Raw genomic sequence first — 14504 nt, 5'->3', positions numbered from 1 at the left:
TTGTCGAGGGTTGTGTCGCTCTCACCATGCCGCCCTCACACCGAGCTGTCCCGAAAAGCCCTCGCGATGAGCACCGCTGAGCGATCGCTGGTACTGCAGCCCGCCGTAGAGATAGGTCGTCCTGGTCAGCGGCAGCTGTGCCCCGACGCCCACTTCTGCCCAGGTCTGCTTGCCCCATTCACTCACCGAGGTGCTGCCGATGGTCACAGCCTTCGGATCCTTGAACTCGTGCAGCAGATTGGCCGTGAAGTAGAGCGTGTTGGTGCGCGTGAGGTTGTCGCTGCGCTCGGCCTTGTCGTTCCAGGCCAGGCGGGCACCCAGGCGACCGCGCAGGCTCTGGCTGGTGAATCCGTCCACGGTGGAGATGTTGTCCGCGAAGCCGCGGTAGCGCGTGACCTGGTATGTCAGTTGCGCCTGCGGCTCGATCAGCCATTGGCTGTCGCCGATCTGCCAGGGGCGCCCCACCTCGATGCTCAGGCCCAGACCGGTACCCTTTTGTTTGCCCTCGCTACCGTACTTGTCGGTGTATTTGTTGCGCACCGAATGCAGCTGGCCGACGAGGTCGAGGTAGCTGCCGTTGTCGGCATAGCGCGTGTGGTACGCGCCAAGCGTGAGCATCTCGCCTTTCATCTTGCCGGTGTCGTAGCCCATGCCCGCGTCACCGCGGCGGCGGTCGTTGAAGTTGACGTTGGTGCGCCCGTAGCCCACGCTGATGCCCGTATGGTTGCGCGACTTGTCGCCAGCGTCGCCGCTGTAGTTGATCGCCAGGTCCTTGCCGATCTGGAAGTACTGCATTTCCTGCTCGAACCCGAACTGGCGCTTGCCGTCCGAATCCAGGCGCTGGGCGTGCAGGCGCATCCAGGCCTGGTCATCGGGCGCCTTGGCATCGCAGCCGCAGTAATCCCACTTGAGCGTCTGCTGCTCACCGACGCGCTTGTGCAGGCTGCCCCAGCAGGCCGAGGCCGAGTTCGTTCGTGGCCACCTGTCCCATCACGTAGCCCGGCACCGCGGGGCGGTACACCTCGGGAGCGGGCACCGGTGCGGGGCTGGACGTGGGAACCACTGCGGGAATGGGCACGGGGTTGTACACGCTGCTCAGATAGAAGCTGTTGGCGTCGCCATCGGTGCGGCCTCCGCGGTGCAGCCCGTATTCGTAGGCGCCGGCCTGCACCGGAGCGGCCAGGGTGAAGTTGCCCTCCGACGAGGTGCCGGTGACCTTGACCACCTGGATGCCATTGATCGTGGCGGCGCCGGCGCCACCCGCGTTGTTCACGAACACGCGCGTGGTCCCGCTGGTGTTGCCATTGACGACCAGTTTGTCGGTGGCGCTCGCGTCACCGCCCAGAGCGGTGTTCAACTGCACGATGCCGTTCGCGCCGGCATAGTTGCCGAAGATGCTCAGCGCATTGCCCGGCGCGCCGGAGGCGCTGCGCAGGTTGATCAGGCCTGCGTTGTGCACGTCGCCGTTCACGGTGAAGGCGGACTGTCCGAGCGACACGCTGCTGGTGGGCTGGATGAACAGCCCCAGCGGGTTGCCACTGGCATCCGCACCCGCGCCCACGGTCAGCGGCGCGCCGGCCAGGGTCAAGCGGGTGTTGTCCAGCGTGATGGACTCCCAGTTGCGCAGGGTGTCGCCGCCCGCGGTGGCCGTGACGCCCTGCAGCGTCAGCCTGTCCACCCAGCCATCGGCGGCCGAAACGTCGTCGCCGCCGTCCAGGATCTGGCTGCCGTTGTAACTCGCCGCGGATACCAGTGCCGTGTCGGAACCGTTCTGGCCGAAGAAGCCGCCCGTCAGCGTGCCGCCCGACCAGACGAAGCGGTCGTCATCGGCGCCCGCATCGATCTTGCCCTTGACCGATCCTCCAACCAGTTTGATCGTGTCGTTGCCGGCGTTGGTGAGAATGTCGCCGGTCAGGGCGCCCGCTGAGGTCACCGTGACCGCGCCGGTTTCGTCCAGCACGGCAATGCCGGAGCGCGAGCCGTCGAGAACTGCGGTCGAGGCGATGTCGATGGTGCCGCCGCCAGCGCCCGAGGTGTGCACCGCCGCGGCGGCGGTGCCCGAGCCGCCGATCACTGAGCCGGCCACCGAGGCGGCATAGCGCCCCGTTCCCAGCGCGAAGGAAGAAATCCCGTTGCTGTTCGCACCCGTGGCGGACACGGTGACGCCTGCGGCTTGGGTGACCGACGCATTGCCGGCACCGACGGTCAGAGCGACGAGGCCGGTGGCATTGGTCCCGTCGGCCGTCACGCTGCCACCGCTTTGCACGGTCGTGGCGTTGCCGCTCCCGCTTGCAATGGCGCCAACGGCACCGCCCTGGCTGTGAGTGAGGATGGTGCCGCCGCTTTGCGTGGCACGTGCGTCGCCGGTGCCGATGGTCTGCGCGACGATGCCGGCGTTGACGAAGGTCGATGAAGCCGCGGTGATCGATCCTCCGGTCTGCGTCACGGTGGCACTGCCGTTGCCGCGTGCGAGCGCATAGGCCGCGTGTGAGCCGTTGGTGGTCATCGTGCCGCCGTTCTGTGTGACGATCGCCGCGCCCGAGCCGTAGGTCTCTGAAAAGAGCGCGACGCCGGCGCCGCCCGTGCCTGTCGTCGAGAGGGTGCCGCCGTTCTGGATCGCGGTCGCGGAGCCCGTGCCGTCCGTGCGCGCGGAGATGCCGAAGGCGTTCTGGCCGACGGCATTGATCGTGCCGCCATTTTGGATGACCAGGGCGTTGCCCCCTTGCTGCTGGTAGGCCTGTACGGCAATGGTCGGGCCGCCGGCCGTACCTGCCATGGTCGTGATGCGCACGTCACCGTTGATCTGCACTTCGCGCGTGGCAGCGCCCGCGCCGCCGCGGTTCGCGACCGCGATGATGGGCGTGGCGGGCGTGACCGTCAGGGTGCCCCCAGCGCCGTCCACGACCAGCTTCACATCGGGCGTCGAATAGAAGATGCCGCTGGCGTAAGGCGCGGCATCCGTCGCGGGCGAACCGTCACCGTTGCAGGTGATGGTGCCGCCCGCCGCGACGGCACCACACTCGCTGACTGCCCATGCGGGTGATGCGCCACCGAAAGCTGCCGCAGCCAGGAAGGCCGCGCCGAGCACAGCGCCTGAAGATCTCTTGCCGCGCACGGCACCAACCTCGCTCGCCGCAACCCAAGCGCCGAGCGCTTCGTTGTAGACACTCCGAAATGTCCTGTTCATCTTGTTCCCTCGTACTCCATGTAGATCGGTCGCTGAATGCGCAGCCGTGCTGGATGGATGGCCCGAAGGCAGAAGCTCGCTGCAATCGAGAACCCCAGGCTGGCCGCGATTTCGAGGCCGTGCGACCGTGCAAGGCCTCGAAGTGGCGCGGAATCTATCGATGCGAAGGAGCGCGAGGGAAACTGATTGACTTCGAATGTCTGGCACCCGACATTCAATGCGTTCTTTCTTGCTGAATTGTGAACAATGTCCAGCCGTCGGACTCACCACCAACCCGCGAACGCACGGTGGTACGGGGAAGCGCCCTGCGGCGTGGCCGCGTCGAACCTGAGCACTGCGCTGCGCAGCGAGCAGTCGAGAAAGAGCGCAGGGTCCGCGTCCAGCAATTCGACCTTTTTGTGCGACAGGTGAAGTGAACTTCTGGAGCAAGACCCACGGGAGGCAGGCGTGAGATCTTGCTGAACGGCTCCCCGTGCGTGCACCGCTCACCCCCTCCACCATGGCGCCCGTTGGCGAGCCCGCCGAGCCTTTGAAGGGACAGAAGATCGCCCGCACGACGCGCCCGTGGGCCGTCTTCAACCCGCGCCAGGATTCCAGCTTTTCGTCGAATGCCTTCTCAAGTCCATCGCCACCGCGAAGAAGACGGCGGCCATGATGGACCGCTGTCACGGCACATCGGGCCGTCCTCCGTCTTGCGTCAGCCGCCACCGGCTCGTTCCGACCGCCTGCGCAATGTCCTCGTCATGCGTCACCAGGATCAGCGCCGCCCCGCGCTCGTCCAGCGCATCGAGCAGAACGCTCATGGCTTCCTGCTGGGAGACGGGGTCCAGGCGCGACGTCGGCTCGTCGGCAAAGACCAATGCCGGCTTTGCCGCAAGGATGCGCGCGAGCGCGATGCGCTGCAGTTCGCCGCCGGACACTTGGGAAGGCCGGCGTTGCAGCATATCGGGCGCCACCCCCAGTTTTTGAAGCTGTTGCAGCACCTGCGGCCAGGGGCAGCGATGGCGCACCGCCACGTCCTTCAGTGAACGCGCCAGGCTGACCCGGGGCGCGAACGATGCGACCGGGTCCTGATAGAGCTTCTGGCATGCCGTGGAACCCAGGCCTTCGGCACGATGCACCACGCCCCTGTCTGCCGGCAGCAATCCCAGGAGCACATTGCCCAGCGTGCTCTTGCCGGTGCCGCTGGGGCCTTGCACCACGAACCGGTCACCCGCGCGAATCTGCAGGTCGAGGTCTTCGAAGAGCTGCTTGCCGCCGAAGCCTTTCGACAGACCGCGAGCGCTGAGCACAGGGGCTCCCGGCGCGGCAGCCCGGCGCCTTGGCCAATGGGTCGGATCGGCCGCTACCAGGCGTCGCGTGAATGCATGCTGGGGGTTCGCCAGAACCGCATGCGTGTCGCCCTGCTCCACGACTTCCCCCGCGCGCAGCACGATCAGCTGCCCGCCAAGCGCCTGCGCCACGCGCAGATCGTGCGTGATGACCACCACGCAGCCGCCGCTGCGCTGCACGTCCTGCAGCATCGCCACGGCATGGTCGCGCCAATGCCGGTCGAGGCCCTTGGTGGGCTCATCCGCGAGCAGCACCCGCGCACCGCCCGCACGCGCCACCATGGCCGCGGCGCGTTGCGCCATGCCCCCGGAAAGCTGCCAGGGGTAACGCCGCGCGGAAGACGCGAGTCCCGTGCTCTCCAGGTCGCCGAGCGCCGCGGCTTGCGCCGCTTCGAAGGCTGCGCCCCGAACGAGCTCGTGCGTTTCGGACAGCTGGGGCGCAATGCGCATCAGCGGATCCAATGCCAGGGCCGGCTCCTGGGGCAGCAATGCGAGCGTCCGGCCCCAATGAGGACGGCGCGCGCGAGTGTCGGCGGCGCGGCTTTCGGTGCCCGCCAGCGCAACGCGGCCTTCCGCTCGCAGCGCCGCCGGAAGGTTGCCCATCACCGCCTGCGCCAGCAGCGACTTGCCGGCGCCGCTTTCGCCGAGCAGCGTCAGCGCCTCGCCCGCGCGAAGCCGGAAAGACACATCGCGCAGCAGCGGCCTGGTGCCCACATGCACGCCAAGATGCTCGACCGCGAGCAGGAACGGGCTCGTCATGGCGCGTCCTCCTCGGCGACCAGCAGCATCATGCCCAGCACCAGCAGCATCAGCAGCGAGACAGGGGCCGCGATGAGCCACGGCGCCTCTTCGTAGTGCGGAAGGAATTCGATCATCATCAGTCCGAGCTCAGGTGTCGGCGGCTGCAGGCCCACGCCGATGAAGCCCAGCGCGGCCAGTGCGAGCACGGCCTGCGCGGTGCTGAAGGCGAGCAGCGTCCCCAGCACGGGCGCGAGTGCCGGCACCAGGTGCCTGCGCAGGATGTAGGCGGCCCCGAAGCCCAGCAGTCGCGACGCCTCCACCGCGTCGCCTGCCAGCACCGGCCGGCTCGCCACCCGGGCCACGCGAAAGTACTCGACGCACAGCGACAGGGAAAGGCCGATGTACAGCGCCCAGTACCGCCCCGGTGCGAGCGCGGCGAACAGCAGCACGAGCAGCAGTCCGGGCACCGAGAGCACCGCGTCGGCCAGCATGACCAGCGCTCGCTCGATGCGTCCGCCCCGCCAGCTGGCGAGGACACCCAGCAGCACGCCGGGGACGGCCGCACTCAGCGCCGCAACGCACGCGAGCCCCAGCGAGAGCCGGGCCGCATGGGCCAGGCGCGCGAGTACGCTGCGCCCGAACAGGTCGGTGCCCAGCCAGTGGGCCGCACCGGGCGGCATCAGCGTATCGGCCAGGGTCTGGCGCGCCGGGTCGATGCCGATCGCGAACGGCCCCGCCAGCGCGAACACCGCCACCAGCGCAAGGATCGCGAAACCCGCACGGCGGCGCACCGCGACGCGCCGCGATGCGCGACGGGCGAGCGCCGGAATGTCCATCAGGTTGGCGTTCATGCCGTGCTCCCCGTGCGCCGGCGCGGGTCGAGCGCCAGGCATGCTGCATCCACCAGCAGATTGAAAGTGACGAACACGCCACCCATGCACAGCGCGGTGCCCTGGATCATCGGCACGTCGCGACCGAAGACCGCATGCACCAGCGCATGGCCGATCCCCGGCCAGGCGAACAGCGTCTCGACCACGACCGCGCCTTCCACCAGGAAAACAGCCTGAACGCCCAGATAGGCCACCACGGGCGTCGCCGCCTGGCGCAGGCCATGGCGCACCAGCGCCTGCCGGCCCGAGAGCCCCTTGGTCCGGGCGAACTCGTAGGACGGGGACGCAGCCGCTTCGCGCATCGCGGCGCGGGTCACCCGCGCGAGCCCTGCGGCCAGCCCCAGGCCCAGCGTGAGCGCGGGCAGCAGCAGGCTGCCCGCATGGTCGTCCCCCGCGACGGGTAGCGCGCCGAGTTGCACGGCGACCAGCACCATCAGCAGGACCGCGAGCAGGAACGATGGAATGGCGCGCAGCACCACCGCCGACGCCAGCGTGAGGCGGTCGATCCAGCCGCCCGGATGCAACCCCGACCAGATGCCCAGCGGAAGGCCGGCGGTGACGGCGATGAGCATCGAGGCCACCGCCAGGTCGACGGTGGCTCCCAGCTGGTGTGCCACTTCGCGCCACACCGCATTGCCGGTGACCAGCGACGTGCCCAGATCGAAGCGGGCGATCTGCCCCCACCATTGCAGCAGAGCCAGCCACATGGGCCGGTCCAGCCCGAGCTCGGCGCGCACCGCGTCGGCCGCCGCGTTGTTCACCAGGTCGTAGCCGTAGCGCCCTGCCGCGATGCGGGTCGCCATGTCGCCCGGCAGGAAGCGGGCCATGAAGAAGCAGACCGTGCCCACAAGGAGCCCCAGTGCAACGATCTGCATGCAGCGACGCAGCAAGATGCCGGTCCAGGCCGTCGCGGTCGCGGCTGTCTTGTCGTTCGTGTGGTTGTTCATGCGCGCCACCTCATGGCGGTGAGTCGGTAGGACCGTTCCAGCGGATCGAGGCTGACGCCGGCCAGCCGTGGCCCGACCGCGACCTGCTGTCGATACCAGGCGATCGGAACGACCGGCAAGTTCGACTGGAGCTCGGCGGTGACCTGGGCCCGCAGGCCGGCGGCGCGCTCCGGCGACGACGCGCCGTGCGTGAGCTCGGCAAGCGCCTCGACCAGCGGATCGCTGGTCCATCCCATCGCGCCCCAGTCACCGCCCGCGGCACCGAAGTCCTGCATCAAGGTGCCTGTGGGGTCCGGCACGGTCGCATAGTTGCGCGCGGCCAAGCCCAGTTGCAGGCTTCCGTCACGGTGACCCAGCGGAATGTCGCCCGAGTTGCCGATGTTGACCTGCACCGCAATGCCGGCCTGGCGCCACTGCTCCTGCAGCGCGGTGGCGATGAGAGGGAGTTCGGGCCGATCGGGAAAGGTGCGCAGCGACAACCGCAACGGCTGCCCGGCGGCATCGCGCAGGCCGTCGGCACCGCGCTGCCAGCCAGCCTCGGACAACAGCCTTGCCGCGGCGGCCGGATCATGTGCCAGGGGCGCCAGCGCGAGGTTGTGCCAAGTCCCGAGCGTGGGCGGAAAGAGTTGCGTCGCCGCCAGTTCGGGGTCGCGCAACAGAGCTTTCGCGATGCCAGTGCGATCGATCGACAGGCTCAGCGCCTGTCGCACGCGCAGGTCTTTCAGCGCAGGCAGGCCGGCGTTGACCTTGAGGATCACCGTGCGCGGCAGCATCACGGTATCGATGCCGACCTTGCCACGCTTGCGCAGCCGCACGAGGCTGGCGGGATCGAGCCCGTAGGCCAGGTCGGCCTGCCCGCCTTCCGCCATCAGCGCACGGGTTTCGGGACGGCCGGCCGTCAGGTAGCGCACGCGCTCGATGGACGGCTTCGCGCCGTCGTAGCCTTCGAACGCCACGGCCTCCACCTGCTGCGGCGGGGCGAGCGATGCCACGCGGTAGGGACCGGTGCCGATGATGGCGCGCACGGCGCCATCGGGGTCATAGCTCGCGGGTGCGAGCACCATGGTGCTGCTGTGCGCGAGCAGCGCCGGCAGGCTCCCATGCGGCGCCACCAGGCGGATCACGACAACGCCCGTGCCCTCGGCCTCCACCGACTTCACGGGCGCCACGCTCAGCAGCGCCGGTGCCATGCGCGCCGCCTGAAGGCAGCGCACAACCGCCGCGGCAGTCACTGGTGTGCCGTCGTGAAACCGTGCCGCCGGACGCAGCCAGAAACGCCATGCCAGGCCATCGGCCGAAACCTGCCAGCGCTCTGCCAGGCCCGGCAGCGGCGCACCGTCTTCGCGTGCCTCCATCAGCGTTTCCGTGATCTGCATGCGCGTGAAGATGTAGCCGCTGCTGGCCGGCGCGAGACCGCCGATCTCCCAGGGGCCGACGATCTGCAGCGGCGCGCCTGCCGGTTGCGCCGGCGAGCCGGCCGAGGCCATGGCCGCCGGGCCCGCCAGACAAAGTTGGAGCGCTCGGCGGCGCGTGGGATGGATGGGCAATGTCATCTCAGAACTTGGCCTGCAGGCCGACCGTGATGGTGCGCGGCGTGCCGGGCGTGACCCAGACACGGCTGTACGAACTGCTGTAGTAGGTCTTGTCGAACAGGTTGTCGACGTCGAGGGTCACGCGCAGGGTCGGATTGATCCGCCAGTACGCGACCAGCTTGGCGGTGGCGTAGGCCGGCAGGTCGAATGCGGGCGTGCCGGCTGAAGCTTCGGCCTGCGTGCGGGCTTGCCCGAGGCGCTTGCCCACGTAGGTCAGCCCGCCGCCGACGCCGTAGCGCTGGCCGTTGGCAAAGCCGTCTTCGTAGACCGCGAGCACGCTGCCGTTGACGCGCGGCACGTTGAGCAGCCGGCCGCCAACCTCGAGGGTGTTGTCCTTCGTGACCTCCACGTCGTTGACCACCAGGCTCGCATTGACGCGCCAGTTCTTCGTGACCTGGCCCGAGAGGTCGAACTCCAGGCCCCGGCTGCGGACTTCTCCCGCAGCCAAGGAGTAGCCAGGGTTGACGGGGTCGGCGGTCAGCACATTGCGCTTGCGGATGTCGAACAGCGCCGCGGTCGCGCCCATGCGCTGGTCCGCGCGCTCCCACTTGGCGCCCAGTTCCAGCGCGCGGCCCTTCTCCGGCGCGAAACCGTTCGAGGCGACGTCGGACCCGGTGTTCGGCCTGAACGAACGGCCCGCATTGGCATAGAAGGTCCATTGCGGCGCCGGCAGCCAGCTCACGCCGAGGCGCGGCGACGTCGACGACGGCTCCTGGTCCGTCATGACGCCGTTCCTGCGGTTGAGCAGCGACTGGCGGTAGTTGTCGGCGCGCACGCCCGCAACGAGCCGCCATTCGGGCGAAAGCTTGATCGCGTCCTGTACGTAGAAGGCATGGTTGTGCTGGCGCTCCAGCGTGTCGGTGTTGGCCGTGGGCACCGGCTGAAGCTGGCCGTAGACGGGGTTGTCGATGTTGATCGCATAAGGCCGTGCGGTCGTCGGGTTCGCCCGCAGCATCAGCGTGTCCATGTCGAAGCGGAAGCTTTCCACGCCGAACAGGAGCTCGTGCTCGATGGCGCCCGTCTTCACATTGCCCTGCAGCTCGGCCTGCAGTGCCATGTCGTTCGAGCTGAAGTCGCGGTAGCGCCGCTGGCGCGTGAGGTTGCCGCTGGCCAGCAGGGCCGTCGGCTCGGTGGAAAAGCCGTCGAGCGAAGTCTCGCGATACGACAGGCCCAGCCGGCTGCGCCATGCAGAGCTCCATTCATGGGACAGGATGAACTGGTGCGTCTGGTTCTTGACGGTCACGTCGCCGTCCGCCGGCTCCCCCAGAAAGCGGCTGTGCGGGATGGCGCCCAGCCGGTTGCCGACCGCCACCACGCCACGGTCGAGCGGCGTGGCATGGCGCAGGTATTCACCCGAATACTCCAGCACCGTGTCGCGCCCGAGCTTCCAGGTGAAGGCCGGGGCGATGACCTCTCGCTTGGCGCTCACCAAGTCGCGAAAGCTGTTGCGGTCTTCCACCGCCACGTTGAGCCGGTAGGCGAAGTTCTCGCCGATCGGCCCGGTGCTGTCGAAGGCGCCGCGCTTCAGCCCGTGGCTTCCCCCGTAGGCCTCGACCGAATTGGCGGATCTCCACAAGGGCCGCTTGGACACGATGTTCAGCGTACCGCCGGGCTCGCTGCTGCCGTAGAGCGCGGCCGCGGTGCCCTTGAGGAACTCGATGCGTTCCACGCCGGCCAGGTCGCGTGGCGCGTTGAAGCCCCGGTTCGAGGAAAAGCCGTTGAACAGCGTCGCCATGCCGGTGTTCTCGTTGCCGGGAAGTCCGCGGATGGCGATGTTGTCCCAGAGACCGCCGAAGTTGTTCTGGCGCGAGACACCGCCGACATAGTCGAGCGTGTCGTCGAGCTTGGTGGCGCCCAGGTCATCGATGGCCTGGCGCGTGACGATGCGCACCGACTGCGGCAGTTCGCGCAGCGGCAGATCGCTCTTGGCGCCCGCGGCTTCCTCCGCATGGTAGGCGCCCGATTCGCTGCGGCCGACCACGTCGATGGGTTTGAGTTCGCCCTCGGCGGCAGGGCTGGCGCTGGAAGGCTGCGCGATGGCGGGACCCGCCACCAAAGCCGAAGCGGCCAGCGTGAGGGGAAGACGACGAACAAGGAGCGCGCACGCGAATGCGCGCCCGGATGGAAAGGGAATCATGATGGCACTCGACAAGACACTGCCGCCGTGCGCTCAGCGGGCTCGGCAGCAGAATGACAAAGAGAAAAACGAGTCACGGCCCCGGCGGCGGGGCGTCAGGTCGATGCGTGCGGAGGATCCCGTGAGGCGAAGGGCCAGCGCTGAGGCCCGGGGACGAAGGTCAGTTCCCGCGCAGGCCGCAGCAAGGCCGCTGGCTGCACCGCTTCGAGGGCGAACGACAGCCGCGCCGGGGTGACCGCGTGGTGCACGTAGGCAAGGCACCACGCGCACAAGCCGCGGGCTTCCTCCTCATGCTCCGGAGATGCGGCGTCCAGGCCGGCTTCGGAAGCCGCACTCTGCGCCACGTCCACCATCGCCTGTCGAAGATGACCGGCCTCGTGCGCAGGCATCCCGATGGCCGCGTTGAAGAACACGGCCAGCAACAGAAGCCGAAGGAAGCGCTGGAGTTCAAGGGGACGAAGGTGCATGGCGAGGGCGAAGGATCATACCGTTGCGGTGCGATCGCACGGGCGGGACGCATGCGGTCCTCGGCATGAAGCGCGGACGGAGTATGGAGATTTCCGCATGGCCTTCCCATACGCCATCGGCCGTATCGGATCGTGGGAGCCTCTGGGCTGCGTCGTGCGAATCAGGATCGAGTTGGCGCCGGCCGCTGGATTCCGCAATCGATGCCGGCACCGCGATCAGACCGGGTTAACGGCGCGGATCCAATCGATCCGATGCGGCATCCCACATTCCCATGGCGTCGGTCACGGCGTTCTCGATGACCGAGTACCGAACGCGATCGCGCGCGAGGACCGAGATGCCCAGAAAGAAGCTGTCGAACGCTGCGGCCAGCGCAGTCGCGTTCGTGGACTCGCGCAGTTCCCCGCTCTCGATGCCTCGTTCCACGCACGAACGGAATCCGGTGCGGGTGCGGGTGCGCACATTCCGGAGCAACTCGGTGATGGCCTCGCTGCCTGAGGAGCATGCGCCCATGACGCCCAGCGCGACCATGCAGCCTCTGGGATGCCCGGCCTCGCATTGCATCTTGGCCGACCGCTGCAGTGCAAGGTACACCGCCTCTCGCGGCGCAATCGAAGGATCGTGGAGGCTCCGGGTCACATGGCCATAGAACTTCATGTAGCGCTCGAGCGCTTCCTTGTACAACGCCTCCTTGGACTCGAATGCCGCATAGAAGCTCGGCGCGGCGATTCCCCCGCCGATGGCCGCCTTCAGCTGCGACAACGAAGTCGATTCGAAGCCGTGCTCCCAGAACAGGTGCATGGCCGAGGTGAGTGCCGCATCGCGGTCGAACGTGCGTGGCCGGCCTCTTTGAGCCATGAACATCTCCGCCAATCGAAAATTTACATACTAATCGATACATAAATTCCGGACAAGGCACGGTCTTCTGCGCTCGCTGATGCGCAACGCCGTTGACACGCATCCTCAGTCTCCCTATATTTGTACCGATCGATATTTAATTCGCGTGATGCGGAGACAGTGGGACCGGGCCGGTCGAAGACAGGCCTCGGAGCCCCGTGCGCCGCCCGTGCGAAGGCTTAGATCCTCCCGCAGCGCGAGCTGCTCTTTTTTTCCCTATTTTTGTATCGATTGGTATATTTTTTGGTGCGATCACAGACGGTTCGCGCCAACCACCCACGGAGAACCTGCATGTCAAAAGAACTTGAAGCACGCCTGGAGGCCATCGAAAGCCGCTTTGCCATCGATGCACTGATCGCCAACTACGCGGAGGCTTTCGACACCATGAACGAGGAACTGCTCGCGACCCTGTGGCACCCCGACTCGCGGCTGCTGCTCGGTGCGAACGGAGACGCGGAGGGGCTCGATGCCATCCTGGCGCAAGCGCGCGTCAACATGAGGCGCATGCCGCACATGCACCATTGGATGGCGAATGCGCTGATCACACTGGACGGCGACCACGGACACGGCGTGGTCGCGGCGAACTGCCTCTTCTACGACATCGAAAAAGGCCCTTTGCAGGTCAGCGGCCAGTACAGGGACATCTATGAACGAAGAAGCGGCCGGTGGGCATTCCGCGAGCGCGTCTTCGAGACACATTTCGCCACGCCGTTGCAGAACTGGGTTCCTGTCGCAGGCACCGAACGTTTTGGCCGTCCCGCCTGATAGGCGCTGCCGGAGCTCAAACCATGCAGACGAACAACTCGGATACGCGTCGCTGGCTGGCGTTCGCGGTGTTGCTGGTGGGGGCATTTCTGCCTCCGCTGGACTTCTTCATCGTCAACGTCGCCCTGCCGTCCATCCGCGGCGACCTCGGTACAAGCGCAGCAGAACTGCAGCTGGTGATTTCTGGGTATGCCGCAGCCTACGCGGTGTTCCTCATCACTGGAGGGCGGCTGGGCGACCTCTTCGGCCGGCGACGAGTGTTCCTCGCGGGGATCACCGGCTTCGGGCTGACGTCCCTGCTGTGCGGCCTCGCGACCTCGCCTTCGATGCTGATCGTCGGGCGCGTGCTTCAGGGCCTGAGCGCCGCGGCCATGGCGCCCCAAGGGCTGGCGTCCATCCACGCCCTGTTCCCGGTGCAGGAGCGCTCGCGTGCGCTGGGGCTCTACGGCGCCGCCGTCGGGTTTGCGGCAGTGGTCGCGCAGGCACTGGGCGGCGCGTTGATCTCCGCGGACATCCTGGACCTTCAATGGCGCATCATCTTCCTCATCAACCTGCCGGTAGTGGCCGCCGTCTTGATCGGTGGACTGCCATTGCTGCCCGATGCGCGCGGTGAGAGTCCGGCGCCGATCGACTGGGGCGGCGTGCTGCTTTGCGCGCTCACGCTGGGTCTGCTGATCGTGCCCCTGGTGGAAGGACGCGAGCGCGGGTGGCCATGGTGGGCATGCGCGATGCTCATTGCGATGCCTGTGGCCGGCCTCTGCTTCTGGCGCTATGAGAGGGCATTCGCCCGACGAGGGGGAGTGCCCCTCCTCAGCGTGGACCTGGTGCGCATGCCCGGCCTGATGAGCGGTCTGGCGGGCGTCCTCTTCTTCTACGTCGTCTCCGCGTTCTTCCTGGTGTTCTCCGTCTACCTTCAATCGGCGCTCGGCCTGAATCCCCTGGAGACCGGATTGGTGTTCCTGCCGTTCGGCGTCGGCTTCTTCATCGGGCCGTTGACGACACCGCTGGCCGTCCGCGCCTTCGGCAGCTGGGTTCCGGCGATCGGCATGCTGTTCGAGGTGGCAGGCTGCCTGTACCTCGCCGCGCTGGTGGCGCAGGCGCCCGGGCAAATGCCTGCTCAACTGCCGTTGATGGTCGCGGTCGGCCTCCTCGGCTTTGGCCAGGGCTGGGCGCTGCCGACCCTCGTACGCTCCGTCATCGATCGTGCGCCTGCGACCGGCTCGGGGATGATCGCCGGCCTCACGAATTCGGCCTTGCAGATCAGTGCGGCCTTGGGCGTGGCCGTCATCGGGGGGGTCTTCTTCAGCATCGCGGGTACTTCACCCGACCCGATGTCCATGGCGAAGGCATTGATCGCGGCCATGCTGTGCACCGGGGCCAGCCTGGCCCTCGCGGCCGTGCTCTGCGTGGTCGCTTCGAAGTCGAGCATCCAGGCCGCTCCACGGCCCGTGCCGCGTTGACGCTCGGCCGTTGTCGGCTCCACAAAGGAATTCCAATGCTTTCTTCTCGCGACGGCTGCGCCATTGCGTTTTGCTGCTTGCAGCCGCATCAG

At 67.7% G+C, this 14504-nt stretch carries 11 protein-coding genes; 2 read left to right on the top strand and 9 right to left on the bottom strand.

Annotated elements, in window-relative coordinates:
* Nucleotides 1–21 precede the first annotated feature (21 nt).
* From ACHMXA_RS30810 to ACHMXA_RS30770, 9 genes are all read right to left on the bottom strand, one after another.
* A complete protein-coding gene (locus tag ACHMXA_RS30810; RefSeq protein WP_395322623.1) occupies nt 22–942 on the bottom strand; it encodes an autotransporter outer membrane beta-barrel domain-containing protein in 921 nt (306 codons plus the stop codon).
* The gene (locus ACHMXA_RS30805; RefSeq protein WP_395322060.1) at nt 923–3187 is read right to left on the bottom strand and encodes an autotransporter outer membrane beta-barrel domain-containing protein; all 2265 of its coding nucleotides are present in this window, start codon (nt 3185–3187) and stop codon (nt 923–925) included. The genes ACHMXA_RS30810 and ACHMXA_RS30805 overlap by 20 nt, the downstream gene beginning before the upstream one ends.
* Nucleotides 3188–3852: 665 nt before the next feature.
* Nucleotides 3853–5277, bottom strand: coding sequence for an ABC transporter ATP-binding protein (locus ACHMXA_RS30800; protein WP_395322058.1), 1425 nt, complete (start codon nt 5275–5277; stop codon nt 3853–3855).
* Entirely contained in the window at nt 5274–6110 is an 837-nt protein-coding gene (locus tag ACHMXA_RS30795; RefSeq protein ID WP_395322056.1) for an ABC transporter permease, read from the bottom strand. Before ACHMXA_RS30795 ends, ACHMXA_RS30800 begins: the two co-directional genes overlap by 4 nt.
* Entirely contained in the window at nt 6107–7096 is a 990-nt protein-coding gene (locus ACHMXA_RS30790) for an ABC transporter permease (RefSeq protein WP_395322055.1), read from the bottom strand. Before ACHMXA_RS30790 ends, ACHMXA_RS30795 begins: the two co-directional genes overlap by 4 nt.
* The gene (locus ACHMXA_RS30785) at nt 7093–8649 is read right to left on the bottom strand and encodes an ABC transporter substrate-binding protein (RefSeq protein ID WP_395322053.1); all 1557 of its coding nucleotides are present in this window, start codon (nt 8647–8649) and stop codon (nt 7093–7095) included. The genes ACHMXA_RS30790 and ACHMXA_RS30785 overlap by 4 nt, the downstream gene beginning before the upstream one ends.
* A gap of 1 nt (nt 8650) precedes the next feature.
* Nucleotides 8651–10825 carry a TonB-dependent siderophore receptor gene (locus ACHMXA_RS30780; protein ID WP_395322051.1) on the bottom strand — a complete coding sequence of 725 codons (2175 nt, stop codon included), beginning with the start codon at nt 10823–10825 and terminating at the stop codon, nt 8651–8653.
* Between the two features lie 95 nt (nt 10826–10920).
* Nucleotides 10921–11238: a DUF2946 family protein gene (locus ACHMXA_RS30775; RefSeq protein ID WP_395322621.1), complete on the bottom strand. Its 318-nt coding sequence runs from the start codon at nt 11236–11238 to the stop codon at nt 10921–10923.
* A 280-nt stretch (nt 11239–11518) separates the two neighbouring features.
* Nucleotides 11519–12148 carry a TetR/AcrR family transcriptional regulator gene (locus ACHMXA_RS30770; protein WP_176666184.1) on the bottom strand — a complete coding sequence of 210 codons (630 nt, stop codon included), beginning with the start codon at nt 12146–12148 and terminating at the stop codon, nt 11519–11521.
* Nucleotides 12149–12478: 330 nt separating this feature from the next.
* Between ACHMXA_RS30770 and ACHMXA_RS30765 the strand changes: the two genes are divergently transcribed.
* Nucleotides 12479–12952, top strand: a complete 474-nt coding sequence (locus ACHMXA_RS30765) for a nuclear transport factor 2 family protein (protein ID WP_395322049.1) — start codon at nt 12479–12481, stop codon at nt 12950–12952.
* Nucleotides 12953–12975: 23 nt separating this feature from the next.
* Complete coding sequence (locus ACHMXA_RS30760) at nt 12976–14412, top strand: MFS transporter (protein ID WP_395322047.1); 1437 nt, start codon at nt 12976–12978, stop codon at nt 14410–14412.
* Nucleotides 14413–14504 lie beyond the last annotated feature (92 nt).

It is taken from the genome of Variovorax sp. UC74_104 (genome assembly GCF_044055375.1).
Lineage (GTDB): Bacteria > Pseudomonadota > Gammaproteobacteria > Burkholderiales > Burkholderiaceae_C > Variovorax.
Note: the sequence above shows the minus strand (reverse complement) of the source record. Positions and strands in the feature narration are given on the sequence as shown.